Raw genomic sequence first — 26,196 nt, forward strand, 5'->3', positions numbered from 1 at the left:
GTGGCGGCTTCCGCCCCGGCGGGACGGGCCGGTCGTGACCGGGATCACCGTCGGCGGGCCCGTCCGCGCATTGATCGATCGCGGGTGGGGACGGCGACGGAAGGTGGGGGCGGCAGGGCTTTTCGATCATCGATTGGCAGGGCGGGTGGGGCCTCCGGCCGTGGACCGGCGCCCGGGCCGGGCCCGGCCGCCGACTGCCTCGGGACCAAAGTCCCTGGCCGCCCGCCCGGCCCGAGCCGACCCTTTTCGAGGCGTCCCACGCCGGCGGACGGGCCGGCCGTGGGGCGGGGCCGGGCACGAGCGGTGTGCCGGTCCCGGAGCCGGGTGCCGGACCGTCCCCCGCGGTCCGGCACCCGGCCGCCAGTGCCTCAGGTTCTACGAGCCCGCCACAGCCCGCCGGCCAGGACACCCGCGATGAGCAGCAGGCCCGCGCCGGTGCCGCCCAGGCCCGCGCGGAGCCCCTCGGGGACGTACGAGCACGCCAGCCGGTCGGCGCCGCCGGATCCCAAGGGGACGCCGAGCAGGCCCTGGTACGAGACCGGGGCGCGGGCCGGGCCGCCGTCGACCGAGCAGCTCCAGCCGGGCGACGCCGTGGTGGCGAGCACCGCCGTGCCGGTCGAGCCCTCGGGGAGCCGGGCCTCGACGGTGTGTCCGCCGACCGTGACTCCGGTGGCCGCGCCCGCCTTCAGCCCGGCCACGGCCGCGTCGAAGGCGGCCTGGTCCAGGCAGCCGAGCACGTCGGGCGGCAGGACCTGGCCGTCGTGCGAGGTGCGTACGGAGAAGGTGAACCGGCCGTCGGCCGCCGCCGCGCCCAGTTCCCTGACCGGAGCGCTGACCGCGGGCGGCCTGCCGGAGAAGCTCTCGAACCGGCCGGTGTCCTCGGCCCGGACGGTCGCGTTCAGGTCGGGCGCGTGGAGGAAGGCGCGGGCCCCCGGGGCGCACCGCCCCGTGAACGCGGTCCAGGTCTCCGGTGCCCAGCCTTCGGCCCTGGTCAGGGCGAAGCCCGGCCCGGCAGCCGGGGCCGGTGCCGGTGCGCCAGGCCTGTCGGCGCGGGCGAGGGCGGGGACGGTGTAGACCCTGGCGCCGAGGGCGGCCTGGCGCCGGGCCCAGACGGAGCCCACGGGAGCCCCGTAGGCCTGGTCGCTGCCCGGTGCCCGGAGGGTGACCAGGGGCGGGGCGGGCAGGGTGCGGACGGTGACGCCGTCCTCGCCGGCCGGTTCGAGGACGGTGCCGATGCCGAGCAGGGCCCGCAGCACCGGGTCTCCGGCGGGCCACAGGTGACGGCCGCCCATGGCCTGGCCCAGGCCGAGGCCTCGTAGGCCGCGCGCGGTCTCCACGCTCACGTAGCTGCTGTAGTAGGCGCCGCCCTGGCCGCCGACCAGCAGCGCGTCGTTGTTGGTGACGAAGACGCCGGGTCCGGCGTCGGCCCGGGTGGCGGGCCAGTTCCCGTGCGCTTCCAGGGCCTGGCGCGCGCTCTTGCCGAGCTCGGTCATGGTCTGGGCGCGTACGGGGCCCCGCCGTCGGGGGTCGTCGGCGACGGAGTTGCCGTACACGGAGTACACGGTGCCGGCGAAGACCGAGACGGCCAGCAGCAGCATGACGCCGATGCGGGCGGGGCGGCGCAGTCCGCGCGCGTAGAACAGCAGCAGGGCCGTGGTGACGGCGCCGCCGACGAGGACGCCGGTGAGGGCTTGTCCGTTGACCGGCGGGAGGTCGTAGGTGGCCGCGACGAGCAGGGCCAGCAGGCTCGCACCGCCGAGCAGGGCCCGGGGCCGGGGCATGTGGGCGAGGCAGATCCAGGCGGCCATCGCCAGCATGCCGCTGAGGACGAAGGACTCGCGGAAGGGGGCGCCGTGCGGGAGGGCCCCGCCCTGCCAGAGCTTGGCGGTGGGGGTGAGGACGAAGGAGACCCCGGTCAGCACCAGGAGCGAGAACCAGGCGAGGCGTTCGCGACCGCGCACCTTCGACTGGAAGGGCAGGGTCAGGACGAGGAGGAGGACGAGCACCCCCGCGTACACGTTCGGCGCGGGGCGGACGGGGTGGGTGCCCGGTATGAGCATCGAGAGGAAGGTCAGCGGATCGGTGTTCACGCTGACCACGTACAGCTCGGTGGGCTGGGCCCGCCGGTTGGCGAAGGCGCACACCAGGACGGCGGGGGCTGCGAGGAGCAGTCCGGTGACCGTCATGGTGGCGGCCCGCCACAGGGCCCGGCCGCGGGTGCGCCAGTCGGTGTCGGCGAGCAGGAGCCGTACGAGGAAGACGAGCGCGGTGGCCGTGGTGGCCATGGCGGCGGTGTAGAAGTTGGCGAACCAGCACAGGGCGACGAAGAGGCTGCCGAGGACCCAGCGGCGGCCGGTGAGACACCAGTCGGCGGCTATCCCGAGCAGGGGTATCGCGACCAGGCCCCAGGTCCACATCGGAACGACGGTGCCCTCGGCGACTCCCCAGCCACAGACGGCGTAGCCGACGGAGAGCAGCGCGCGCAGCCAGGGCGAGCCGGGACGCAGGCGGCCCAGGTACACGGTCATCAGGGCGGCGGCGAGGCCCATGCTGCAGAGGCTGACGAGGTAGACGGAGAGTTCCGCGTGCTGGCGGGGCAGGAGGCCGGCCAGCAGGGAGAACGGATTGGAGAGGTAGGTGAAGAAGTCACCGAGGAATCCGACGCCGTACCCGCTCTGCCAGTTGAAGAGCAGGTCTCCCTGGGCGCTGCCGTGCTGGAGGTCCCAGAGGTGGGTGTGGAACGGCACGTATTGGTGGCGCAGGTCGTTGTCGGCGCGCGGGACGGGCCCGAAAGGGTAGACCCCGCGCGTGGCGAGACCGGCGCTGTAAGCCGCCATGGATATGAGCGCGGCCACGAGAGCGGAAAGGAATGCAATATTCCGGTTGACCCCGCCCACCTGGGACGCGACCTCTCTGCGGCCTCCCCTGGAGAGGCTTTTTCCGGCAGGCGGGAGCGAAGTGGCGGTCATGTGTGGCAAACCCTCGTGCGTGACTAATCGGCCACGGAGGGGCCGCCTATTCCCGCACCCTATGTACACCGCCGAAGAATTCATGCACCCGACGCACGAATATGATCGCAATCACGGGAAGGTCCGGTCCAAGCAGCATAAAAAATGGACAATCGGCCACTTTTTGCTCAACCCGTCCTCGGCCCGCCCTCTGCCCGCCGCGGCCCGTCTTCGGGGAGCGGCGGGCCGGGGTGCCGGAACCACCGGATCCCGTAGGCTCGTCGGATGGCAAAGTACTTCGACGTACACCCCGACAACCCCCAGCCCCGCGCGATCGGCAGCATCGCCGACGGCATCCGCGCCGGAGGACTCGTCGCCTACCCGACGGACTCCTGCTACGCGCTGGGCGCCCAGCTGGGCAACCGTGAGGGTGTGGACCGGATCCGGTCCATCCGGCAGCTCGACGACCGCCACCACTTCACCCTGGTGTGCGAGAACTTCGCGCAGCTCGGCCAGTTCGTCATCATCGACAACGACGTCTTCCGCGCGATCAAGGCGTCCACCCCCGGCAGCTACACCTTCATCCTTCCGGCGACGAAGGAAGTGCCGCGCCAGCTGCAGCACCCGAAGAAGAAGACGGTGGGCGTGCGCATCCCCGACCACGCCGTGGTCCAGGCGCTGCTGGCCGAGCTCGGCGAACCGCTGCTGTCGAGCACGCTGCTCCTGCCCGACGAGGCGGAGCCGATGACGCAGGGCTGGGAGATCAAGGACCGGCTCGACCACGTCGTGGACATGGTGGTCGACTCCGGCGACTGCGGGACGCAGCCGACGACGGTCATCGACTTCTCCAGCGGCGAGGCCGAGATCGTCCGGCGGGGCGCCGGGGACACCGCCCGCTTCGAGTAGCGGAGACCCCATCGAGCGGGGAGCGGGGGGAGCCGCGAACGGGGCGGGAAGGCCGGTCCTTCCCGCCGCCCGGACGGCGCGTCAGGTGCGCGGGTGCAGGACGGGCTTGAGGCCGTAGTCGAGCTCGGAGCCGTCCACGAGGAGGGCTTCCACCGTCCGGGTGACCGGGTCGATGTCCGCCACCATCCCGTCACCCGAGTAGCGGGGGTAGCCGGAGGCGCCGTTCTGGCCGGTCGGTGCGACCACGGCCGAGCGGACGGCGTCGTCGGCCGACCCCTCCACCACGTGCTCGGGCACCAGCAGGATCTCGAAGGTCTGCGGTTCGGTACTCATCCCCCGACGCTAACCGGCTCCCGCGGATCATGCCGCCCGGCGCCGCCGTCGATGAGCCCCTGGAGTCCGGGCGCGTACAGGTCCGCCAGTCGCCCGGGCCGGGTACGGGTCCCCGCGCCATCGGGCCGGTGCAGACTCAGCGTCGCCCCCAGACCGAGCAACTGGCCCGCGATCAGCTCGGCGCGCAGCTCCGGGTCCGCCCCGGCGAGGAGGGCGGCGAGACGCGCGGTGACCTGTTCGCGGAAACGCTCCCGCAGCAGGGTGCGTTCGTCGTCGATGCCCAGGGAGAAGACCACCCGCAGCAGCGGGTCCCCGCGGAGCTCGTCGCGCAACCGGACCATGGTCAGGACGAGGTGGCGGCCCAGTGCGGCCGGCTCCGCCGCGAACAGGGCGTCGGCGGCCGGCTGGAAGTCGGCGACCGTGTTGAACAGCCCCTCCTTGCTGCCGAACCTCTTCACGATCAGCGACGGGCTGACGCCTGCGTCGGCCGCGATGCCGCGCAGGGTGACTTCGGCGTACGGACGCAGGGTGAAGGCCCTGCGGGCGGCGCGCACGATGGCGTCGCGGCCCGACTCCTCGGCGGTGCTCATAGGCCCTCCCGGACCGCGGGCGCGGACTTCGTCACCCCGACCGTACCGGCCTGCGCGGGCGCCGCCGGCCTGCCCGGCGGCAGGCAGAGGGCCGCCGCCAGCGCGGCGAGCGCGGCGCCGGCCGCGATCAGGAAGACGAGCAGGTACGCGTGCAGGGTGGGGACGCTGCGCCCGTCCGCCAGGAACGTGACCCGGGCGAGCACGGCCGCGACGACGGCGCTGCAGCAGGCCTGGCCGACGGAGCGCATCAGGGTGTTGAGGCCGTTCGCGGCGCCCGTCTCGGTCACGGGGACGGCCCGCATGACGAGCGCGGGCAGCGCCGAGTAGGCGAGGGCGGTACCGCAGGCGACCACCGTGGCGCCGGCCACGATCAGCCAGAGGGCGCGGCTGGTGAAGAACCGGACGAGATAGCCGAGGGTCATGACCGCCGCGCCGAGGGCCAGCGCGGTCCGGGGGCCCTGGGCGGCGGAGAGCCGCGCCGATACCGGGGACAGCGCGACCATGGCCAGGCCGCCGGGCAGCAGGCACAGGCCGCTCACCACGAGGGAGGCGCCGAGCCCGTACCCGGTGCTCACCGGTTCCTGCACCAGCTGCGCGGTGACCAGGGAGTTCGCGTAGAAGGCGAAGCCGACGAGCAGGGCCGCGAGGTTGGTGAGCAGGACGGCGGGGCGCGCCGAAACGCGGAGGTCGACCATCGGGGAGACGGTGCGCAGCTCGTGGCGCCCCCAAAGGGCACCGACGGCCAGGGAGGTGGCGAACAGCGCGAGCGTGGGCGGGGCGGTCCAGCCCCAGTCCGCGCCCTGGGTGATCGCGAGGAGCAGGGCCACGAGCGTGGTGGCGAGCCCGAGGGTTCCCGGTACGTCGAACCGGCCCGAGGTGCGCGTCGGGGACTCGGGGACCGTCCACAGGACGAGGAGGACGTCCAGCAGGCCGAGGGCGGCCGAGGCCCAGAACATGGTGTGCCAGTCGAAGTTCTCGACGACGAGGGCCGCGGCCGGGAGGCCGATCGCGGCGCCGATCCCGAGGGTGGAGCTCATGAGGGCGATGGACGGCAGGACGCGTTCCGGGGGGAGTTCGTCGCGGATGATGCTGATGCCGAGCGGGATGACGGCGAGCGCGGTGCCCTGGAGGGCGCGGCCCGTGATCAGGACGGCGATGTCGGAGGTGACCGCGCACAGCACGGACCCGGCGGTGAGGACGCCGAGCGAGCCGAGGAGCACGCGGCGCTTGCCGTACATGTCGCCGACCCGGCCGAGTACGGGGGTGCAGACGGCGCCGGTGAGCAGGGTGACGGTGACGAGCCAGCCCGCGGCGGCGCGGCTGCTGCCCGTGAGGTCCGGGACGTGCGGCAGCAGGGGGACGACCAGGGTCTGCATGACGGCCACGATCGCCCCGCAGAACGCGAGGACGGCGACCATCGGGCGGGGGCGGGGGTGCGTCTTGGTGGGCATACGGCTCCCGAACACTGGCCCGATGGAAGGGGTGCACATGCGTTCACCCCCAGGGTAAACGCGTGTGCACCCCCGTGTCCGCCCTCCGGGGCCACCGGGTTCCGGCCGCTCGACCCGGCCCGGCCGAGGGGCTCGGCTACGAGCGGCGGGCGCCGTCCCCCGGACCGGACGCCTCGCCCCCGGGCGCCGAAGGGTGGCGCAGCAGACCGCGCGCCCACCGTTCGTTGAGGCCCGCGAGGAAGCCGATCGCCCCCCAGAAGAACCAGGTCTCGACCAGGGCCCCGTGCCCGTCGGCGGAGAGCGGGCCGGGCCCGCACAGCTCGGCCGGGGAGCCCGGCGGGGTGAGCAGGGTGAGGATCCCACCGGCGACGAGGAGGTAGAGGGCGGTGGCCAGGAACCATCCCACCACCACCCGGTACCAGCCCTCCTGGCGCAGCGCGCGGGACAGCTGGACCGGATCCACGGCCGGGCCGGCCCCGCCCGGACCGTCGACGCCGCCGACGCCGACGCCGACCCGACTGTCGCGGATCAGCTGCCGGGGATCGCGCAGCCGGACGATCACGCTGAAGACCGCGCCCATCGCCCCGCCGGCGAAGCAGACGAGCGCCCCCGCCAGGGCCAACCGCTCCTGGCAGCCGAGGCCCGCGCCGAAGAGCCCCGGCACCCACTCCCCCAGCGCGAAGACCACGAGCAGGATCACCGGACTGATCACGATCCCGCAGGTCAAGCCGGTGTTCAGGCCGCGCGCACCGGCCGTGGCCGTATCGGCCTCCAGCCGCGTTCCGGCCAGCGCGACGGCCGTCTCCAGCCGGGCCACGTCCGCCCCCTGGGCCACGGCGCGCAGGGCGCGGAGCAGCTCCTCGGTGACCGCGACGCGCGTCCGCCGTTCGAAGGCCCGCTGCGCGGCCGTGTGCAGGCCGTCGAGGCGGAGCATCAGCTCCGGTTCGGCGCACCACAGTTCCCGCAGCCGCTCCGGATCGATGCCGGGCACCTCTTCGAGTGCCCGTATTTCCCCGTCGGCCGCGCCGTCGAACCACTCGCGCACATCGCGCAGCATCGGCTTCCCCTCTTCGCACAGCAGTTGTATCCGCCTTCGCCGCGCGAGGATAGCCGTCGGCCCGGCGGGGCGCCGCCGTCGGCCCGGCGGAGCGCCGCCGTCAGTCCGCGGGTCGGTCCTCGGGCCCGGTCCGAACCGGCGGCTCGCCGCTGCCGAACGCGCGGAAGAGGGCGTGGAGCAGGACCGCGGCGAGCGTGCCCGCCACCACCCCGCTGCCGAGGACGGTCCGGGCCCAGGTGGGGAACCCCTGGTAGAGGTCGGGGGCCACCACCGGCAGCAGTCCGGCGGTGAGGGCCAGCGCGATCACGGTGGAGCCCCCGCCGGCGCCGGGCGCGGTCCGCCCGAGCATGTCGACGCCCATCACCGCGATGATCCCGTAGATCACCAGGGCGGATCCGCCCACGACGGGTGCGGGGACCGCGGCGATCAGCCGGGAGACGGGTGCCAGCAGGCCGACGGCGACGAGCAGCACTCCCGCGCCGGCGGTCACGAAGCGGCTGCGGACCCCGGTGAGCCGTCCGATGCCGATGTTCTCGGCGCTCGTGACCATCAGCGAGGTGCCGAACAGTCCGCCGAACACCGAGATCAGCGCGTCGGCCCGGGCCACCCGGGGGACGTCGCGTCCGGGGTCGCTCGCGCGCCCCACGGTCTCGCTGTTCAGGACCGTCTGCCCGGTGATCTCCGCGAGGGTGGTCAGGCTGAAGACGAGGAGGGGCAGCGCGGCGAGCACGTCGAAGTGCGGTGCGCCGTACGGGAGGAGGTGCGGGAGGGTCAGGCCCCCGCCGGCTCCGCCCACGGGCGCGAGGTGGCCGAGGCCGGTCGTGAGAGCGATGAGGGTGCCCGCGCCCATGCCGAGGAGCACGGCGGTCTGCCGCCAGATCCCGCGCAGCACCATGAGGAACAGCACGGTGCAGCCGATGGTGGCGCCGGCCAGTACGACGGCCGAGGGTGCGGCGTACCCGGGACTCCCGGGGCGGCCGGTGACCAGCTGGGCGGCGACCCGGATCATGGCGATCCCGATGAGCAGCACGGTGGTGCCCATGACCAGGGGCGGGAAGAGCCGGACGACCTTCGCGTAGAAGGGCAGTACGGCGAAGAGCAGCGCCGCGGCCAGGAGCACCGAGCCGGTCGCGGTCGCGGGGCCGTGGTCTTTCGCTATCTGGAGGAAGAGCGCGGTGGCCGCCCCGCCGGGGAGCATGACGAACGGCAGCCGGGCCCCGAACCGCCACACCCCGAGGGACTGGAGCAGGGTGCCGGCGCCGCAGAGCACGAGGGTGGCGCTGAGCAGGGAGGCGGTGTGCGCGGCACTGAGGCCGAGGGCCTGGCCGGTCAGGAACGTGGTGGAGACGGGCGCGGCCACCATGGCCAGGACGTGCTGTGCGGACAGCGGGGCCAGCCGGCGCAGCGGCAGCCGCTCGTCCACCGGGCTGACCGGGGCCGCGGCCTTCGCGGCCTTCGTGGAGGCGGCGCTCATCGGGCTGCCTCTCTGTTCAGCCAGGGCAGCTCTTCGGCGGTGTACCGGTAGGCGCGGAAGACCGCGTTGGGTTCGGACGGGAACAGGCCGCGGACCTCGGACTCCTGGTAGGCGCCGAAGTGGGGGACGACGTACTCCCAGCAGAGGTAGCCCTCGGGGGTCACCTCGAAGAGGCGGCCGGACGGGGAGTCGGTGACGAGGGTGTTGCCGCCGGCGAGGCGCTGGGCGCTGCCCATGAACGGGGCGAAGAAGGCCTCGCGGGCGGGGTCGTGGTACTCCCAGACGACCTTGCCCGAGGAGCGCTCGACCTCGATGACCCGGGAGTAGGGGACGTCCGATCCGGGCCGGAAGACGCCGTTGTCGAACACCAGCACCCTGCCGTCGGCGAGTTCGGTGGGGGCGTGCTGCTGCGAGACGACTCCGGGCTCGGTGCGCCAGAGGATCTCGCCGGTCTCCCGGCTGATGACGACCACGGCGGAGACGCTGCGCAGGCTGGCGAGGACGTTCCCGTCGGCCAGCGGTACGACGCTGTTGATGAGCGGCCAGTGTTCGCGGGCGTAGTCCGGGTGCAGGGCGTACTCGGCCCGGTCGAGGTGTTCGGCCGCGCTCCACGACCACCGTACGGAGCCGTCGGCGTCGACCTCGGTGATGGTGTCGGCCCACACCGTGCCGTCGGCCGCCTCCGAACCGGGCACTCCCCCGAGCACGCCCGCCCCGTCGGCCCCCCGCAGCGGTTCGAGCGCGGTGTAGAGCACGCGGCCGCCGCCGAGGTGGTGGGCGTCGTGGTGCTGGAGCGGGTCGCGGTGTTCGCGCAGGACGGTGCCGTCCGGGGTGGCTTCGAGCATCACGCCGCCGCGGTACTTGTGCCACATCGGGAAGAGCGCCTCCTCGCCGGGGAGCACGCCGCTGTAGGCGAGGTTGCCGTTGTCGAGGATCCGGGCGTGGCGGCCGGGGCGGTAGGGCAGCCGCCACTCGTGGACCACCTCGCCGTGGATGTCGATCAGGTACACCTCGCCGGAGCCGGTGAGCGGGGCGAAGAGGGTGTACCCGCCTTCCGAGGCCTCGGGGTCGAGGGCGATGAGACCGGTGCCGCGGCGGCGGCGGAAGTTCTGGTCGACCGGGGGCATGCTGTCCTCCTGCGGAGCGTGAAACTTTGTTTGATGCGAGCAATCTCCTTTGAAGTTAGCGGTGCATTGTTGCGGCACTGTGAAGGGCGTGCGAAGCCCGCGGCCGGGTGCGGGAAGATGATCGTCAGAGGCGCGGTACGACGAGCGGGGTGTGCGGTCAGGTGGAAGACGAGACGTCCGAGCGGAGGATCGGTGCGGGCATCCGCAGGCGGCGCAGGGCGCTGGACCTCACCCTCGCCGAGGTGGCCGCGCGCAGCGGTCTGTCCTCGCCCTTCCTCAGCCAGATCGAGAACGACCGGGCCCGCCCCAGCATGCGTTCGCTCCAGCGGGTGGCCGACGCCCTGGACACCACGGCCGTGCAGCTGCTGGCCGCCGCTGAGACCCCGCGCCGCGTGGACATCGTGCGGGCCGACGCCGATCCCGGGCTCGATGCCGGGCTCGGATCCGGGGTGGATGCCGGGCCGGATCCGACGGCCCGGGTCCGTCCGCTCGTACGCGGCCAGCACCAGATGCACGCGCTGGAGTTCACCGGGGACCACGACGCCGAGCGCCCGTTCCGGCACCGCAACGACGAGTTGATGTACGTCGCCGACGGCGCCGCCGAGGTGGAGGTGGACGGGCGGACCCACCGCCTGGGCCGCGGCGACACGTTGTACCTCACCGGCGGGGTGGAGCACCGCTGGCGGGCGCTGGAGGCGGGCACGCGGGTGCTGCTCGTCGCCGTCGCCGATCACGTCGAGGCCGTCGTGGACCCCCTCGGCTGAAGCGGGACCGGCAGCGACCCCGAGGCCGTGTAGCCGGTGGCGCGCGTCCCACCTCAGCCCGTGCGGGCCTCGCGCAGGGCCTGGTGGACGGACCAGGCCACCGAGACCAGGGGCACCGCCACCACGGCCCCCACGATCCCGGCGGCGATGGCTCCCGCGACCACGGACAGGGCCACCACCATCGGGTGCAGGCGCACCGCCCAGCTCATCACGAGGGGGTGCAGCAGGTGCCCTTCGATCTGGCCGATGACCACGATGAGCGCGACCACCAGGGCCGCCACGAGCGGCCCCTGGGTGGCGAGGGCGACGACGGCGGCCACCCCGAGGGCCACCGGGGATCCGATGAGCGGGACGAAGGCGGCGACGAACTCCAGCAGGGCGAGCGGGACGGCCAGCGGGACGCCGAGGAGGTAGAGCGCGATGCCCACGAGGACGGCGTTGGTCGCGGCCACGAGCACGATCCCGTGGGTGTAGCCCGTGAAGGTCCGCCACGCGGCCCGTCCGGCCGGGGCCACCCGCTCCCGTGCGCCTTCGGGCAGTTGTGCGCAGAACCAGTTCCACTGCCGGTCGCCCGAGTAGGTGAAGAAGACCGAGCAGAACAGCCCGAGAGCTGCCACGGTGAACACCGCCACGACCCGTCCCGCACCGCTGAGCGCCGTGCTCAGCAGGGTGGAGCGGTGGCTCGAGAGGTAGTCGCCGATCTTCGACTGGGCATCGCTCAGGGCGTGCGCGTCGAGCCGGAACGGCGGCCCCTGGAGCCAGCTCTGGATCCGGCCCAGCCCGTCGCGGAACTCGCGCACCAGCGCCGGCCATTCCCCCGCGACGGCCTCGCCGACCAGCGTGAGGGCGCCGAGCACCAGGATCAGGCTGCCGATCAGCGCGCAGGCCACGGCGAGCCCGCGGGGCATCACCCGGGCCAGCAGCCCGGCGGGCGGGCGCAGCATGGCCGCCGCGACCAGGCCGAGGAAGAGGGCCAGGGCGATCTCGTGGAACCGTCCCAGGACGGCGAACACCGCGTACGCCGCCGCGCCCACGACCAGCAGGCGCCAGGCGTACCCGGCCGCCGTCCGCAGGCCCGGGGCCACCGGGGTCGCCGCCCGTGCGGCGGACGGGGACGCCGCGGCGGCCGGGGTACGGTCCCGGCCGGTCCGGTCCGCGCCGCGGGGGCGGCCGCCGGGCGGGAGCCGCCGGGCGGGCCGCGTCACGAGTCGCCTGGTCATGTGCGGCCGCACCTCCGGGGTGTGTTGGTCCCCTCGGGCTATCACTCCGGCGGCGCCCGCCCCGTGCGCCGCGCAGCGCGTTCGCCCGAAGGCCTCATCACCGTTGGGCCGAAGGAGCCGATGAGCCGAAGGAGCGGGCCCGGGCGTTGCCCCTGCTCGGGCGAGTTCGCTGGTCACAGGGGGTTTCCCGGACCGGGCGGCCGACGGGCGACGGGAAACCCGTCGACCCCGGTGCCCGCCGGGGACAGGCTCTTGGTGTCAGCACGGAGCAAGACCGAGGGGACACCCACCATGCGCAAGATGATCCGCGGCGCCGCCGCGTTCGCCACCGCCGCGGCCGCCGTCGTCGCACTGAGCGGAGCCGCCGGAGCGTCCGGCGCGCAGCCGGCCGACACGTGGGCCGGCTGCCCGGACGGGGCGGTCTGCATCTACCCGCAGAACCAGAACCCCGCTGTCAGCCCGAGCCACGTCTTCTACAGCTACGGGGCCCACAACCTCACCAACCAGTACGGCAACCACTGGGTCCTCAACAACCAGTACGGCGGGGCCACCGCACGCCTGTGCGCCGGCTCCAACGGGGTCAACTGCGGCAACCCCATCGCCCAGGGCACCGGGGTCTACGCCGACCTCGGGCCGATCAACTCGATCACCCTCAACCGCTAGCGGCAAACGGGGCCGTCAGGCCAACAGCCCGTCAATCCATCAATCCGCCGATCCGTTCGGCATGCGCACGGACGTTCCGGAGCCCGGCACCCGGCCGGGCTCCGGAACGCCGCCGTTCACCGCCACTCCGCACGAACGGCCGGTCGGCCGTCCGACCCCCGCGATAGCCTGGGCACCTGCCTCTCACAGCCTGGGCGCACATTGCCATGGGGGACGTCTTGGGGGATCCGGACCGCGCGAGCGGAACCGCGGCGGCCTTTCCCGCCCAGTTGAGAAGGTTGCGCGTGCAGCGCGGCCTGTCGCTCGGCGACCTCGCCCGGCGGACGCACTACAGCAAGGGCTACCTCAGCAAGATCGAGACCGGTGCGAAGCCCGTCACCCTCGATGTCGCCCGCAGCTGCGACCGGGTCCTCGACGCCGGGGGCGAACTCCTGCGGCTGGTACCGGAGCGCCCGGAGAACGAGGAGTCCGGGCGCCCGGCAGCCGGATCCCGCGCCGAGCAGGCCCACCGGCCCGGCCCCTCGGACCCTCCCGGCACCCCCGGCCCGCCCCACCAGCGCGGTCCGCAGTCGGACGGCGCGTGCCCCTACCGCGGCCTGTCCGCGTTCACCCCGCAGGATTCCCGGTGGTTCTTCGGCCGGGAGCGGGCCACGGCCGCCCTCCTCGAGCGGGTCCACGACCGGCTCGGGCACGGCCCGTTGCTCCTCGTCGCCCGCTCGGGCGCGGGCAAGTCCTCCCTGCTCAGCGCGGGTCTGGTACCGGCCCTGCGGCGCGGCGGCCTCCCGGTGGCGGGGGCCGACGGCTGGCCGGTCGTCCGTTTCACCCCCACCGCACACCCGCTGCGGGAGCTGCTCGAAGCCACCGTCAAGGCGGTGGGGGGCGACCTCGGCGTCACCCCGGATCAGGTGAGCTCCCACCCGGAACGGCTGCTCGAATCCGTCCACCGGCTGGCGGGCGGGACCGGCCCCCTCCCCGGGGCGGACGGGCTCCGGCCGGCGACCGTGCGGCCGGTGTTGCTGGTCGACCAGTTCGAAGAGCTGTTCACCCTCTGCTCCGACGAGGAGGAGCGCCGCGCCTTCGTACGGGTGCTCCTCGCCCTGGCCGCCGCTCCCCCGGCGGCGGCGCCCGGCGGCGCGTACGACCCCGCCGTCGTCGTGCTCGGTGTACGGGCCGACTTCTCCGGGGAGTGCCTGGACCTGCCGGAGCTGGCAGCCGTGTTCAGCGACGGGCTGTTCGCCCTGCCCCCGATGTCCGTGGCGGAGCTGCGGGAGTCGATCACGCGCCCGGCGGAGCTCGCCGGACTCGTACTGGAGCCGGGACTCGTCCCGCTGCTGTTGCGGGACGCGGGCGTACGGGACCCCGGTGCGGGGGATCCCGGCGCCGAGGGCCCCGGGGCGCGCCCCGGCGGCGGCCCGGACGTCTGGCCGGGGGAGGCTCCTTCCAGCGCCCTGCCCCTGATGTCCCACGCGCTGATGGCCACCTGGCAGCGGCGCGAGGGATCCACGCTCACCGTCGCGGGGTACGCGTACGCCGGCGGCATCCAGGGCGCCGTGGCGCGCAGCGCCGAGCACGTGTTCGCCCGCCTGTACCCGGCCGAGCAGCGGATGGTCAGGCGGCTCCTCGTCCGGCTGGTGCACATCGCCGACGGCACGGGGCCGACCCGGCGCCGCATGAGCCGCACCGCCCTGCTGGAGGGTCAGGCCGACTCCGCGCGGGCCGCGGCCGCCCTGGACGCCTTCGTCCGAGCCCGGCTGATCAGCGCGGACAGCGACACCGTCGAGATCACCCACGAAGCCCTGCTGCACGCCTGGCCCCGGCTGCGCGGCTGGATCCACGCCGACCGGGCCGGGCTGCTCGTCCACCAGCAACTGGCCCAAGCCGCCGACGAATGGGTGCGCGAGGGCCGCGACCCGTCCGTGCTCTATCGCGGCAGCCGCCTCGCCACCGCCCGCACCTGGGCCGAAGAACTGGACGGCCGCGGCCGGCTGGGTCCCCGCGAGGCCGCCTTCCTCGATGCGAGCCGGGCCGCGGAGGAGGCCCGCCACCGTCAGGACCGGCTCCGGGTCCGCCTGCACCAGCGGATGCTGGCCACCCTCGTCGTCCTGCTCCTGCTGGCGCTGACCGCCGGCGGGGTGGCGTACCAGCAGCGCGCGGGGGCGCTCGGGCAGGAGCGGACCGCCCGTTCCCAGGCCCTGGCCGCCCGTTCGCTGTCCCTGTCCGCCGGGCAGCCCGAGGCCTCCATGCTGCTCGCCGAGGCGGCCTACCGGGCCGAGGCGACGCCCGAGGCGCGCGGCGCCCTGCTCAGCACCCAGTCCCAGCCCTTCCTGGCCCGGCTCGGCGGGCACGGCGGGCCGGTCAACGCGGTGGCCTTCGCACCCGACGGCCGGACCCTGGCGACCGCCGGCTCCGACGGGAAGGTGCTGCTGCGGCGGGTGGCCGACCGGAGCACGGTCGCCGCCTTCACCGCGCCCGGCCGGGTGCGCACCGTCGCCTTCAGCCCCGACGGGCGGACCCTGGCGGCCGGTTCCACCGACGGGCCGGTCCGGCTCTGGCCCCTCGGTTCGGGCGGCGGATCCAGCGGCGGTTCCGGTGGCTCCGTGTCGGTGCTGCCCCCGAGTACGGCGGGGGCCCGGGCGGTGGCCTTCGCCCCCGACGGGCACACCCTGGCCGTGGCGGCGGCCGACGGGACCATCCAGGTGCGGGACACCGCCGGGGACCACCGCGAGCGGGCCGTCCTGACCGGGCACACCGCGCGGGTCAACACCCTGGCCTACGCCCCGGACGGCCGGAGCCTCGTATCGGCCGGCGCCGACGGGACCGTACGGCTGTGGGACACGCGGCGGGCGGAGCCGGCCGCCGTTCTGGAGGGGCACACCGGGGAGGTGCTCGGCGCGGCCTTCGCACCGGACGGGCGTACGGTCGCCACCGGCGGGGTCGACCGTACGGTGCGGCTGTGGGACGTCGACGGGCGGCGCGCGGCCGCGACGCTGGCCGGGCACAGCGACGACGTCAACTCCGTGGCCTACACCCCGGACGGCACCACCGTCATCAGCGGGGGCGGCGACGGCACCACCCGGCTGTGGGACGTCCGGGGCGCCCGGCTCACGGCGACGCTGGCCGGGCACACCGACTACGTGCTGGCCGTCTCCGTGGATCCGACGGGATCGGTGCTCGCCACCGCCGCGTTCGACCAGTCCGTCGTGCTCTGGGACCTGCGGGGGCCGGTGCTGACGGCGCGCCCGTTCACCGAGGTGTGGCACGCCGCGTACAGCCCCGACGGGAAGCTCCTCGCCACGGCCGACGCGGCTCACACGGTGCGGGTGTGGGACGTGCCGGAACGGCGGATTCTGGCCACTTTCTCGGGGCACGCCGAGACGGTGTTCTCGGTGGCGTTCGCCCCCGACGGACGCACCCTCGCCTCGGCCGGCGCCGACGGCACCGTACGCCTCTGGGACACCGGCACGCGCGCTCCGCTCGCCACCCTCACCGGGCACACCGGGACCGTGTTCTCGGTGGCCTTCGCCCCCGACGGACGCACCCTCGCCTCGGCCGGCGCCGACGGCACCGTACGCCTCTGGGACACCGGCACGCGCAGTCCGCTCGCCATCCTCACGGGGCACACCGACTTCGCCAACGACGTCGTCTTCAGCCCCGACGGGCGGACCCTGGCCAGCGCCGGGGATGATCTGACCGTCCGGCTGTGGGACGTGGCCGGGCGCCGCCCGCTCGCCGCGCTCAGCGGGCACGCGGGAGCGGTGCGGGCCGTCGCGTTCGGCCCGGACGGGCGGACGCTGGCGAGCAGCGGCAACGACGGCACCGTACGGCTGTGGGACGCCGACCAGCGGCGCGTCACCGCGGTGCTGACGGGGCACACCGGCTCGGCGCGGGGCATCGCCTTCTCCCCCGACGGGCGGACCCTGGCCAGCAGCGGCAACGACCGTACGGTGCGCCTGTGGGACGTGCCCGGACACCGGCTCCGGGCCGCACTGTCGGGCCACACCAACGCGGTGTGGGGGGTCGTCTTCTCCCCCGACGGGCGGACCCTGGCGAGCAGCAGCAACGACGGCACCGTACGCCTGTGGAACCCGGATCCCGGCGCCCGGCTGGCGGACATCTGCCGGACGGTGGGCCGCCTCGGACCGCGGGAGCGGCAGGCGCTGGTGCCCGGCCTGCCCGTGCGGGAGGCGCGCTCCTGCTAGGGCCTGTCGTCAAACTCCCGTCTGCCGCGCGACGCCTGGCACGCGCTCTCGCCGCACCGGGCGAAATCCCGAGTACGTCCAGTACGCAGGCTTCCGCCCGGCACACCGAGAGCACGCACCAGACGCCGCGCGGCCGCCCTTCGGGCGGCCGGCGGGATTTTGACGACAGGCCCTAGGCCGTCCCTTTCGGATCTTGCCGGGCCCGCGACGCCTGGCGAGATCCGAAAGAGACGCCCTAACCCGTCCGGGGTTTCCTCCGGAGTTTCCCGTTGCCCGTTCGGGTGGTGCCGCGTCCGGACCTCGACGGGGCGCGGACGGGGCCGACAGGCTGAGTCACGGATCCGGAGCCGGAGCCGGCGGCCAAGTGCCGTTCGGACGGCCCTGCTTCATCAGCCCCATCCCGCCGCGTGAAACGAGGTCTCCCACCGTGCTGCGCCGAACAGGTCTCATCGGAACGCTCCTCGCGCTCCTGGCCGTGCTCCTCTGTACCCCGGCCGGCCCGGCGGCCGCCGACGACGGCTGCCGGGTGCTGGCCCCCGGGGCCTCGGCGGCGGCCGAGCGCGCCGTCGCCGCCGCCTGCGAACAGGTGGGAAAGGGGGTCTGGTACACCTGGGGCGGTGGTCACGGCCCGGGGCCCGGTGCCACGTACGGGCAGGTGGACCCCACCGATCCGGCGAGCGAGCACGATCCCGAACGGCTCGGCTTCGACTGCTCGGGGTTCGTCCGCTACGCCTACGCGCAGGCAGCCGGCTCGGACCTGCTCGACGGGGTGGCCAGTGCGCAGTACTACACGCACCGCGCGGCCACGCGCTTCACCGCCGCCCAGGGGCTCGCGCCGCTGCTCCCCGGCGACCTGCTGGTGTGGGGAACCTCCCGCGACCTGCACCACATCGCCCTCTACCTCGGGGCGGGCAAGATGGCGGAGGCCCGGCAATCGGGCACCAAGCTGATGGTCAGTGAGGTCACCGACGCGCGGCTGTCGAACGGCTATTACGGAGCGGTGCGGGTGGACACCGGCCCGGTCACCGGGCACGTGTTCCAGACCTGGGGCTCCGGCGTCTGGACCAAGGAGCAGCCCGCCACGGCGTCCGCGCGCGTCTATGCCTTCCCCGGGCCGACGACCGTCCGCGTCGCGTGCCAGAAGCACGCGGAGTCGGTGACCTCGGACGGATACACCAATGACGCCTGGTCGTACCTTCCGGACTATCAGGCATGGATGACGAACATTTACGTCCGCGGGGCGGCTTGGCTGGAAAACGTGCCTACCTGTCGTTGATCATCCGTAAGGTCGGAAACGAACCGCAAACCCCCCACGCCGGCCGGCCCGGCCCATCCGAGGAGCAACGTGCGCACGTCCACGTCCCCGTCGTCCCCGTCAACCCTGTCGCCCTTCTCCCGCTCGCGGCGCCTGGCCGTCGGCGCCGCCCTGCTCGCCGTCGTGGCCGGCGGTACGCTGCCCGCCACCGCCGCCCACGCGGCGACCGTGCCCGGCTCCGCCGCGCAGGCTCCCGTCCAGCCGACCGCCGCGCCCGATCTGGAGGCGCTGACGCAGGCGTTGCGCAACACGACGGCGGCCGGAGCCCCCGGGGCGATGGCCCGCTTCACCGGTCCGGACGGGGTCCGGACCCGGGTGGAGGGCGTACGGGACCGGGAGACGGGCGCGGCGATGGACACGCGGGCCCGGTTCCGGATCGGCAGCGTCACCAAGACGTTCTCCTCGGTCGTCCTCCTCCAGCTGGTGGACGAGGGGAAGATCGAGCTCGACCGGCCGGTCAACGCGTACCTCCCGGGCCTGCTGCCCGACGACCGGATCACGGTGCGCCACCTGCTCACCCACCGGAGCGGTCTGGCGGACTACACGAACGCGATGTTCGAGCACACCGTGCCCGGCTTCGAGGCGGTCCGGAACAAGGTGTTCACGTACAAGGAGCTCGTCGGCCTCTCGCTCGCCGAGCCGAGGACCACCGAGCCCGGGGTGGCGTACAAGTACTCGAACACCAACTTCGTCGTGGTGGGGATGCTGATCGAGAAGGCCACCGGGAAGCCGGTGGCCAAGGAGTACGAGCGGCGCATCATCAAGCCCCTCAAGCTGAAGCACACCTCCTACGTGCACCCCGGCACGACCATCAAGGGTCTGCACGCCAACGGCTACCTGCACCCGGACGAGGCCGGCGCCCCGCTGGTCGACTCCACCGAACAGACCGTCTCCTGGGCGCAGTCCGCGGGCGCGATGATCTCCAGCGCGGCCGACCTCAGCACCTTCATGTCCTCCCTGCTCGGCGGGAAGCTGCTGCGCCCGGGCACGCTGGACGCCATGCTCACCGTGACCCCGACCGACACCACGAACACCCGGTTCTACGGGCTGGGCCTGCGCCGGTACGACCTCTCGTGCGGTGCGCAGGTCTACGGGCACACGGGCACCGTGCAGGGCTTCTACACCTACGCGTTCACCACCCGGGACGGCAAGCGCTCCCTCTCCGCCATGGCGAACACCTCCAACCGGGGCCAGGCCAACACCGCCCTCGGCGGCACGCTGGAGGCCGCCTTCTGCGGTAAGGCACCGGTCGCCGCGAAGGCCACCGCGCGCGGTTTCGCGTTCGCCCCGGCCGCGGCGGAGGCGGACCTCCCCGAGAACCGCTGACGTCGATTCCCGGACACGGGCCCGCTCCCACCCCTTGGCGTGGGAGCGGGAGCCGGGAAAGCTGAACTCCGCATTCCCGCACGGGCGTTGTCCGTGTGACCGATGAGGAGGACACGATGGCCGACGCACCGCCCGTGAAGCGTTCCCGCAGGGGGCCGGGCCGGCGGGCCCGCAGGATGCTCGCCGCCACGGCGGGGGCCGCGGCGCTGGTCCTCGCGGTCCCCGGGGTCGCGCACGCGGCTCCGCCCCCGGCCCTGCCCGCCAACGCGGACGGGCTGGAACAGACCTTCCAGCCGGCCTACGACTACGACCGCGACGGCTGCTACTCCAGCCCCGCCATCGGTCCGGACGGCACCATCAACGGGGGCCTGAAGATGGGCGGCGACGTCAACGGCCAGTGCCGTGACCTCTCCGACCTGAACAACACCAACGGCTACTCCCGTGCGAAGTGCAACAACGGCTGGTGCGCCGTCATGTACGCCCTCTACTTCGAGAAGGACCAGGTCTCGCTCGGCCCCGGCAGCGCCGGGCACCGGCACGACTGGGAGCACGTCGTGGTGTGGATCCAAGACAACCAGGTCGCCTACGTCTCCACTTCGGAGCACGGGAACTTCAAGGTCCACGCCGCCTCGCAGATCCGCTTCGACGGCACCCATCCGAAGATCGTCTACCACAAGGACGGCATCAGCACGCACTGCTTCCGTGCCGCGAACTCCAACGACGAGCCGCCGGAGAACCACAAGGGGACCTGGCAGTACCCCACGCTGGTCGGCTGGAACGGCTACCCCGCCGGGCTGCGCGACAAGCTGAGCCAGGCCGACTTCGGCAGCGCCCTGCTCGGCATCAAGGACGGCCAGTTCAACGGCCACCTGGCCAAGGCCAAGCCGGCCGGGATCCCCTTCGACCCCAACGCGTGACCCCCTAGGGGGGCGCCCGGAGGGGCCCGGATAGGGTCGTCGCGGGAATGGTTCCGCCCTCGTGCACAGCGCGCTCACGCTGCCGCTCGCACAGCCCCGCGGGGTGATCATCGGCCACATGGTCGGGGCGGCCGTCGGCTACGGCGTGCTGGCCGCGGCCGGAAGCGGCGCCTGGGGGGGGGCCGCCGTGGCCGCCGGTGTCACGCTGGCGCTGGTCATGGCCGCGCGCACCCCGCATTCACCCGCCTGCGCCACCGCCGTGGTGGTCGTACTCCAGGCCCCGGTGGCGGCCCGGTTCGTCCCGTTGCTGTTCGGATCGACCGTCCTGATCGTCCTGACCGGGTACGCGGCCTCCAGCTTGCGCCGCAAGGCTCCGAGGTACCCCGCGTACTGGTGGTGACCGTACGTCACCGCCGGCGGTGGTTCGAGATGCGCTCCCGGTGTACTGCTGGTTCGCTGAAAGCCGCCCGGCGTCCCCCCACAGCGCCCAGGAGTGATCATGAGTGCAGGCGAATCCCACGGCCGGTCCCGGCAGCTGCGCGACAAGGCGCAGGAACTCGACGAGGCCGCCACCCGCTCGACCGACCCGGACGAGAGCCGGCGACTGCGGGACAAGGCGCGCCGCCTGCGCGAGCAGAGCGAGCAGGAGCGCGTCATCGACGACCCGGGGATGGACCTGCGGTAGACCCGGCGGGCCGGGCCCCGGCTACGGGCCTACCGGACGGGCCTACGGGGCGACGGCCGCCGCGGGGGCCTCGTCGAGCTCCCACGCGTGGCGCTTGAACTCGCGGACGAAGTCCGCGTGGTCCTCCCACTGGCGGGCGATGCCGCGCAGCACGTCCCAGTGGTGCTCCACCGCCTGGTCGATGACCCGGCGGACCGCCGGCTCGGCCGTCTCCCGCTGCTCGATGAGGCCCTTGGCCACCGAGGCCTCCAGCGCCGCGTTGCGCAGGGCGCGCAGGGCGCGGGAGGTGTCGTCCATCCCGAAGCCGTTCTCGCTGCCCGTCTCCTCGGCGAAGAGCGGGGTGAGCCGCGCCTCGATGAAGGCGGTGATCCGCTCGAAGTGGCGTACGTCCATCGGGGGCTCCATCTCGGGTCGCTGCGCTGTCCGGCACGAACCGGGCCCGCACCGGCGATCATTATCCCGCAGCCGGGCACCCGCTCCGCTCCGGGGTGCGGGCACCTAATCTGGCCCGCATGGACGAGCGGGGCGAGCTGAACGAACCGGATGAACTCGACGGCGTGGAGGTCATCGCGTTCGCCGATGCCGCAGCCTTCGAGGAGTGGCTGGCCGGGCACCACACCCGGTACGAGGGCGTGTGGGTCAGGCTGGCGAAGAAGGCGTCCGGGATCCCGTCGGTCTCCTCGGACGAGCTGGTCGACATCGGCCTGTGCTACGGCTGGATCTCCGGTCAGCGCCGGTCCCTGGACGAGCGGTACTACCTCCAGAAGTACGTTCCCCGCAGGCCCCGGAGCCTGTGGTCGCAGGTCAACGTCGACAAGGTGACGGAGCTGACGGCCCTGGGCCGGATGCGCGAACCGGGCCTCGCCGAGGTGCGCAAGGCGCAGGAGGACGGCCGCTGGGCGGGGGCCTACGCCTCCCAGCGGACGGCGGAGGTGCCGCCGGACGTCACGGCCGCCCTCGCGGAGAACCCGACGGCCCGGGCGGCCTTCGAGGCCCTGGACCGCACCGGGCGCTACCTCGTCGTCCTGCCCCTCCTCCAGGCCCTCACGCCGGAGTCCAGGCGGGCCCGCCTGGACCAGGCCGTACGCCTCCTGGCCCGGGGCGCCGCCGGCTGACCCCGGTGGTGCCGGGGCGCGGCCGGGCGTGGCATGGTCCCGACCATGGACGATTGGCTTCTGCAGGCCGGCAGTGGGGCGCGGTTCGACTGGGGGCCCGTGGGCGCGCAGCGGATCGCGGGGGAGGCCGCTTGTCTGGTGGTCGTCGACGTGTTGTCGTTCACGACCTCGGTGACGGTGGCGGTGGAGCGCGGGACGCGGGTGTTTCCGCACGCCTGGCGCGACGAGTCCGCGGCGGAGTTCGCCGAGGAGAAGGACGCGCGACTGGCCGTAGGACGGCGGGCGGCCACGCCGGCCTCGCCGTGGTCGCTGTCACCGGCGGCGCTGCGGGACGCCCCCTTCGTCCCGCGCCTGGTCCTGCCCTCCCCCAACGGGTCCGCCATCGCCGCCGCGGCCGCTGCCGCCGGGGCGACGGTGGTCGCGGGCTGTCTGCGCAACGCGACGGCCGTGGGCCGCGAGCTGGCGCGTCGGGGGTACGGGACCACCGATCGGCCGGTCGCCGTCATCGCCTCCGGCGAGCGGTGGCCGGACGGCAGCCTGCGGCCCGGGCTGGAGGACCTGCTCGGGGCCGGAGCCGTCCTCTCGGCGCTGCGGGCGTGCCGCCGCGGGCCGTTGTCGCCCGAAGCGGCCGCCGCGGCCGACTGTTTCGAGGCGACCCCGGACGTCATCGCCGCGGTGGCCTGCAGTGCGTCCGGCCGGGAGCTCGTGAGCGGCGGGTTCGCCCGGGACGTGGACATCGCGACCGAGATGGACGTGTGCGAGACCGTTCCGGTGCTTGAGGGCGGCGCGTTCGCGGCCCGCTGACCCCGGCCGGGACCGGCCCGCCGGGGCTACCAGCGGAGCGGGAGGCGGCTGACGCCGTGCATCAGGCTGCCCGGCAGCCAGGCCGGCGGGCCGGCTTCCGGGTCCTCGGCCAGGTCGGGGAAGCGTTCGAGCAGGGAGCGGATGGCGATGCGGCCCTCCATGCGCGCCAGCGGGGCGCCGAGGCAGAAGTGGAGTCCGTGGCCGAAGGCCAGGTGGCCCTGCGGGGCGCGGCCGATGTCGAACACCCCGGGGTCCGCGAAACGGGTGGGGTCGCGGTCGGCGCCGGCCAGGGAGACGAACACGGTGGCCCCGGCCGGGATGACGGTGCCGCCCACGTCCAGGGGTTCGCGGGCGTAGCGGTACGTGGTGTGCTGCACGGGGCCGTCGTAGCGGAGCATCTCCTCGACCGCTCCGTCGATCAGCCCGTCCAAGTCGCCGCGCAGAGCTGCCAGCTGTTCGGGGTGCGCGAGCAGGGCCCGTACGCCGTTGGAGATGAGGTTGACGGTGGTCTCGTGGCCCGCGACGAGCAGCAGGAAGGCCATCCCGATGACCTCGTCGGAGGACAGGGAATCGCCGTCCTCGTCGCTGGTGCGGATGAGCGCGCTCAGCAGGTCCTCGCCGGGCTCCTTGGACTTGTCCCTGATGAGCTGCACGAGGTAGGTCCCCATCTCCCGGTTCGCGAGGCTGTTCGACTCGGCCGAGGTGGGGGAAACGATCTCGTTGGACCAGTACCGGAACCTGGCCCGGTCCAGGTCGGGGACGCCGAGCAGCTCGCAGATGACGGTCATCGGGAGCGGAAACGCCAGCGCGTCGATCAGGTCGCCGCCGCGCTCCGGCCGGGCGGCCATCGCGTCGAGCAGCCCGTCGGCGATCTCCTGGACGCGCGCCCGCATGCCCTCCATCCGGCGCGCGGTGAACTCCCGCGAGACCAGGCGCCGCAGCCGGGTGTGATGCGGCGGGTCGGATTCGAGCATGTTGGAGTTCACGGCGCTGAGCTGGGCCTCCGGGAAGTTGCCCGCGGTACGCCAGTCCTTGGACAGGGCCGGGTGGTTGAGCGCGCGGCGCGCTTCCTCGTGCCCGACGATCATCCAGCTCGGTTCGACCTCGTCGGCGGTGAGGATGATCCGGTGGACGGGCCCCGCCGCACGCATCCTCTCGTAGAACGCATACGGGTCGGCATCGAACTCTTCCGCGCTGGCACTGATGTCCACTACTGGCATCGGACCACGGTACGCCCCCTGTTGGAGCCGGGTGAGGGCGGTTTCCGGACACTCCGGGGCAAGACCCCGATCACGGTAGTCTGCGGCCTTCGCCATACGAAAGAGGGGGACGGCCATGACCACCGCAAGCGAGGTAGTCCGGACGACGGTTGAGGTCGTCACTCGGGACGGCACCGCCGATGCCTACCTGGCCCGACCCGACGGCGAAGGGCCGTACCCCGGGGTGCTGCTGTACGTGAACGCCCTCGGGATCCGTCCGCACATCAAGTCGGTGGCGGACCGGATCGCGGCGGCCGGCTACGTCGTTCTGATGCCCAACCTCTTCTACCGCCACGGGCGCGCCCCGGTGTTCGAACTTCCGGAGTTCGTGGACTTCGAGCGGCAGCCGGAGCTCTTCGACCGGGTCGGGCCGGTCCTCGAGTCGCTGACCGCCGAGCTGGCGATGCGCGACGCCGAGGCCTATCTGGAGCGGCTCGCGGGCCTCCCGGAGGTCGCCGCCGGGCCGGTGGCGATCACGGGGTACTGCCTGGGTGCCCGGCTGGCCCTGCTCACGGCGGGGACGTACCCGGAACGGGTGGCGGCCGCTGCCGGTTTCCACGGCGGGTTCCTGGCCACGGACGCGGCGGACAGCCCGCACCTGGTGGCGCACCGGGTCACCGCCGAGCTGTACTTCGGCCACGCGGACCAGGACCCGACGCTGCCGGCCGAGGAGATCGACCGGCTGGACAAGGCCCTCTCGGCGGCGGGCGTCCGCCACCGGGCCGAGGTGTACGAGGGCGCGGCACACGGCTACACCCTGGCCGACACGAGTTCCTACCACGCGGCCTCGGACGAACGGCACTGGTCCGCGCTGTTCGCGCTGCTCGACCGGGCGTTCTGAGCACCGCGGGCCCGGCGTGCTGCCGGGCCCGCGGTGCTACGTTGCTACGGGGCTACGGGGCCGCATTGCTACGGAGCCACGGGGCTCCGGTCACCCGCACTGGCCGGACCGGGGTCCGGCGACGGTGGTTCCGGTGACGCGCGGTGCCGGTTCGTTGGCCTCGCAGCGCAGCGGTCCGGTGATCCGGCCGTCCGTGAACTCGACGCCTCCGGTGTTGGCTTCCAGGGTGACCGGACCGTTGATCACGTTGCCGGCGCAGACGGGGTCCGCCCCCGCATCGGCGGCGGAGCCGATCACCACGGAACCGCTGGTGGTCCGCACGCCGACCGGGCCGGTCAGCGTGGATCCGCAGAGGGACACGGCGAGCGCCCCGTCGGCGGAGAACGGACCGGTGACGCTGCCGTCCGCTACGGACAGCGCGCCGCCGGGCCGGACGGTGAGCGACCCGTTCCGGCTTCCGCCGGAGGCGATGCAGAGCGATTCCCCGGCCGCCACGGTCAGCGGTCCGCGGTGGTCGGTCGTGATGCAGGGCCGGCTGAATCCGACGGTGACGTCGGTCGGTTCACCGGTGGAGCTGCCCGTGTGGTCGGCGTCCGGGGCGTACGAGGCGCTGATCCGGTGGGTGCCGGGGCGCAGGGGGCTCGTGGTGAAGCGGGCCTGTCCACCTGGGTGTGGTTGATCAGGTTGCTGGTGAAGCACACGGCGTAAGGGGTGCTGGAGAACGAGGCGTTGACCGCGCCCCCGCTGCCGCCGATGCCGAGCCAGTGCGTCACGTCGGTACCGACGACACCCGTGGACCCGATGTACTCGGTGGTGCCGTCGGGGCTGGGCGAGGTGCCGTTCACCTTGTTGCCGTTGGACGACGTCCCGTTGCCGATGGCCTGGTTGATCCCGCCACCGGATATGAGCCCCGAGGAGCAGTCCGCGTGGGTGGAGATCTCGGCGAAGGTCGCCGCGGGTCCGGAGGTGACCCCCGGAGTCTTCACCGTCACGCCGACAGTGTTGGCGTAGGCCGATCCCGGCACCAGAAGGGCCAGGAGGGTGCCGATGACCAGTGACTTTCCCGCGACGGCGCGGGCCGCAGAACTGTCTTTGGCATGCGATTCTCTCCCTCATCCAGAGTCGCGCATGCGGACTGCAATAGCCCTTTTGATGCGCATCTACAGCGAGAACGAGCTGTCTCACCTAGCAGATTGGGGACT

The 26,196-nt window shown here is 73.6% G+C and carries 24 protein-coding genes; 13 read left to right on the forward strand and 11 right to left on the reverse strand.

Annotated elements, in window-relative coordinates:
• Positions 1-368: 368 nt before the first annotated feature.
• On the reverse strand, positions 369-2,837 hold the full coding sequence (locus ACE1OC_RS02075; RefSeq protein ID WP_407835504.1) for a YfhO family protein: 2,469 nt from the start codon (positions 2,835-2,837) through the stop codon (positions 369-371).
• A gap of 396 nt (positions 2,838-3,233) precedes the next feature.
• Between ACE1OC_RS02075 and ACE1OC_RS02080 the strand changes: the two genes are divergently transcribed.
• Entirely contained in the window at positions 3,234-3,854 is a 621-nt protein-coding gene (locus ACE1OC_RS02080) for an L-threonylcarbamoyladenylate synthase (RefSeq protein WP_407835505.1), read from the forward strand.
• 81 nt (positions 3,855-3,935) lie between these two features.
• On the opposite strand, the gene ACE1OC_RS02085 is transcribed toward ACE1OC_RS02080, so the two are convergent.
• The 6 genes from ACE1OC_RS02085 to ACE1OC_RS02110 all read right to left on the reverse strand — a co-directional run bounded on the left by ACE1OC_RS02085 (position 3,936) and on the right by ACE1OC_RS02110 (position 9,886).
• Positions 3,936-4,187: a hypothetical protein gene (locus ACE1OC_RS02085; protein WP_383940951.1), complete on the reverse strand. Its 252-nt coding sequence runs from the start codon at positions 4,185-4,187 to the stop codon at positions 3,936-3,938.
• Positions 4,184-4,777, reverse strand: coding sequence for a TetR/AcrR family transcriptional regulator (locus ACE1OC_RS02090; RefSeq protein ID WP_407835506.1), 594 nt, complete (start codon positions 4,775-4,777; stop codon positions 4,184-4,186). Before ACE1OC_RS02090 ends, ACE1OC_RS02085 begins: the two co-directional genes overlap by 4 nt.
• A complete protein-coding gene (locus ACE1OC_RS02095; RefSeq protein WP_407835507.1) occupies positions 4,774-6,228 on the reverse strand; it encodes an MFS transporter in 1,455 nt (484 codons plus the stop codon). Before ACE1OC_RS02095 ends, ACE1OC_RS02090 begins: the two co-directional genes overlap by 4 nt.
• Before the next feature lie 136 nt (positions 6,229-6,364).
• The gene (locus tag ACE1OC_RS02100; protein WP_407835508.1) at positions 6,365-7,285 is read right to left on the reverse strand and encodes a hypothetical protein; all 921 of its coding nucleotides are present in this window, start codon (positions 7,283-7,285) and stop codon (positions 6,365-6,367) included.
• A 100-nt stretch (positions 7,286-7,385) separates the two neighbouring features.
• Positions 7,386-8,759, reverse strand: a complete 1,374-nt coding sequence (locus tag ACE1OC_RS02105) for a uracil-xanthine permease family protein (RefSeq protein ID WP_407835509.1) — start codon at positions 8,757-8,759, stop codon at positions 7,386-7,388.
• Complete coding sequence (locus ACE1OC_RS02110; RefSeq protein WP_407835510.1) at positions 8,756-9,886, reverse strand: aryl-sulfate sulfotransferase; 1,131 nt, start codon at positions 9,884-9,886, stop codon at positions 8,756-8,758. The genes ACE1OC_RS02105 and ACE1OC_RS02110 overlap by 4 nt, the downstream gene beginning before the upstream one ends.
• Positions 9,887-10,047: 161 nt before the next feature.
• Between ACE1OC_RS02110 and ACE1OC_RS02115 the strand changes: the two genes are divergently transcribed.
• A complete protein-coding gene (locus ACE1OC_RS02115) occupies positions 10,048-10,650 on the forward strand; it encodes a helix-turn-helix domain-containing protein (RefSeq protein WP_407835511.1) in 603 nt (200 codons plus the stop codon).
• Between the two features lie 53 nt (positions 10,651-10,703).
• On the opposite strand, the gene ACE1OC_RS02120 is transcribed toward ACE1OC_RS02115, so the two are convergent.
• Entirely contained in the window at positions 10,704-11,870 is a 1,167-nt protein-coding gene (locus tag ACE1OC_RS02120) for an AI-2E family transporter (protein ID WP_407835512.1), read from the reverse strand.
• A gap of 291 nt (positions 11,871-12,161) precedes the next feature.
• Here ACE1OC_RS02120 and ACE1OC_RS02125 point away from each other — a divergent pair, with 291 nt between their 5' ends.
• From ACE1OC_RS02125 to ACE1OC_RS02155, 7 genes are all read left to right on the forward strand, one after another.
• Complete coding sequence (locus ACE1OC_RS02125) at positions 12,162-12,533, forward strand: hypothetical protein (protein ID WP_266901870.1); 372 nt, start codon at positions 12,162-12,164, stop codon at positions 12,531-12,533.
• 206 nt (positions 12,534-12,739) lie between these two features.
• Complete coding sequence (locus tag ACE1OC_RS02130) at positions 12,740-16,732, forward strand: helix-turn-helix domain-containing protein (RefSeq protein ID WP_407835513.1); 3,993 nt, start codon at positions 12,740-12,742, stop codon at positions 16,730-16,732.
• A gap of 427 nt (positions 16,733-17,159) precedes the next feature.
• On the forward strand, positions 17,160-18,008 hold the full coding sequence (locus ACE1OC_RS02135) for a C40 family peptidase (RefSeq protein WP_407835514.1): 849 nt from the start codon (positions 17,160-17,162) through the stop codon (positions 18,006-18,008).
• Positions 18,009-18,158: 150 nt separating this feature from the next.
• Positions 18,159-19,373, forward strand: a complete 1,215-nt coding sequence (locus ACE1OC_RS02140; protein WP_407841459.1) for a serine hydrolase domain-containing protein — start codon at positions 18,159-18,161, stop codon at positions 19,371-19,373.
• 176 nt (positions 19,374-19,549) lie between these two features.
• Entirely contained in the window at positions 19,550-20,290 is a 741-nt protein-coding gene (locus tag ACE1OC_RS02145; protein WP_407841460.1) for an NPP1 family protein, read from the forward strand.
• A gap of 61 nt (positions 20,291-20,351) precedes the next feature.
• Positions 20,352-20,690 carry an HPP family protein gene (locus ACE1OC_RS02150; RefSeq protein WP_407835515.1) on the forward strand — a complete coding sequence of 113 codons (339 nt, stop codon included), beginning with the start codon at positions 20,352-20,354 and terminating at the stop codon, positions 20,688-20,690.
• A gap of 99 nt (positions 20,691-20,789) precedes the next feature.
• Positions 20,790-20,975 (forward strand): DUF6381 family protein, encoded by a 186-nt coding sequence (locus tag ACE1OC_RS02155; protein ID WP_284717145.1) that lies wholly within the window; start codon positions 20,790-20,792, stop codon positions 20,973-20,975.
• 42 nt (positions 20,976-21,017) lie between these two features.
• Here ACE1OC_RS02155 and ACE1OC_RS02160 read toward each other — a convergent pair whose 3' ends face one another.
• Complete coding sequence (locus ACE1OC_RS02160) at positions 21,018-21,368, reverse strand: hypothetical protein (RefSeq protein WP_243332017.1); 351 nt, start codon at positions 21,366-21,368, stop codon at positions 21,018-21,020.
• A 119-nt stretch (positions 21,369-21,487) separates the two neighbouring features.
• Between ACE1OC_RS02160 and ACE1OC_RS02165 the strand changes: the two genes are divergently transcribed.
• Together ACE1OC_RS02165 and ACE1OC_RS02170 are read left to right on the forward strand one after the other, a co-directional pair.
• The gene (locus ACE1OC_RS02165) at positions 21,488-22,090 is read left to right on the forward strand and encodes a YdeI/OmpD-associated family protein (protein ID WP_407835516.1); all 603 of its coding nucleotides are present in this window, start codon (positions 21,488-21,490) and stop codon (positions 22,088-22,090) included.
• A 45-nt stretch (positions 22,091-22,135) separates the two neighbouring features.
• Positions 22,136-22,894: a 2-phosphosulfolactate phosphatase gene (locus tag ACE1OC_RS02170; RefSeq protein ID WP_407835517.1), complete on the forward strand. Its 759-nt coding sequence runs from the start codon at positions 22,136-22,138 to the stop codon at positions 22,892-22,894.
• 26 nt (positions 22,895-22,920) lie between these two features.
• Here the strand turns inward: ACE1OC_RS02170 and ACE1OC_RS02175 are convergent, their stop codons facing one another.
• Positions 22,921-24,114 carry a cytochrome P450 family protein gene (locus tag ACE1OC_RS02175; RefSeq protein WP_407835518.1) on the reverse strand — a complete coding sequence of 398 codons (1,194 nt, stop codon included), beginning with the start codon at positions 24,112-24,114 and terminating at the stop codon, positions 22,921-22,923.
• 115 nt (positions 24,115-24,229) lie between these two features.
• On the opposite strand from ACE1OC_RS02175, the gene ACE1OC_RS02180 reads away from it, so the two are divergent.
• Positions 24,230-24,994 (forward strand): dienelactone hydrolase family protein, encoded by a 765-nt coding sequence (locus tag ACE1OC_RS02180; protein WP_407835519.1) that lies wholly within the window; start codon positions 24,230-24,232, stop codon positions 24,992-24,994.
• A gap of 90 nt (positions 24,995-25,084) precedes the next feature.
• Here the strand turns inward: ACE1OC_RS02180 and ACE1OC_RS02185 are convergent, their stop codons facing one another.
• On the reverse strand, positions 25,085-25,693 hold the full coding sequence (locus ACE1OC_RS02185; RefSeq protein ID WP_407835520.1) for a hypothetical protein: 609 nt from the start codon (positions 25,691-25,693) through the stop codon (positions 25,085-25,087).
• Positions 25,694-25,705: 12 nt separating this feature from the next.
• Here ACE1OC_RS02185 and ACE1OC_RS02190 point away from each other — a divergent pair, with 12 nt between their 5' ends.
• On the forward strand, positions 25,706-26,005 hold the full coding sequence (locus ACE1OC_RS02190) for a hypothetical protein (protein WP_407835521.1): 300 nt from the start codon (positions 25,706-25,708) through the stop codon (positions 26,003-26,005).
• The last annotated feature ends 191 nt before the right edge of the window (positions 26,006-26,196 follow it).

It is taken from the genome of Streptomyces stoeckheimensis, assembly GCF_045822005.1.
Taxonomy (GTDB): domain Bacteria; phylum Actinomycetota; class Actinomycetes; order Streptomycetales; family Streptomycetaceae; genus Streptomyces; species Streptomyces stoeckheimensis.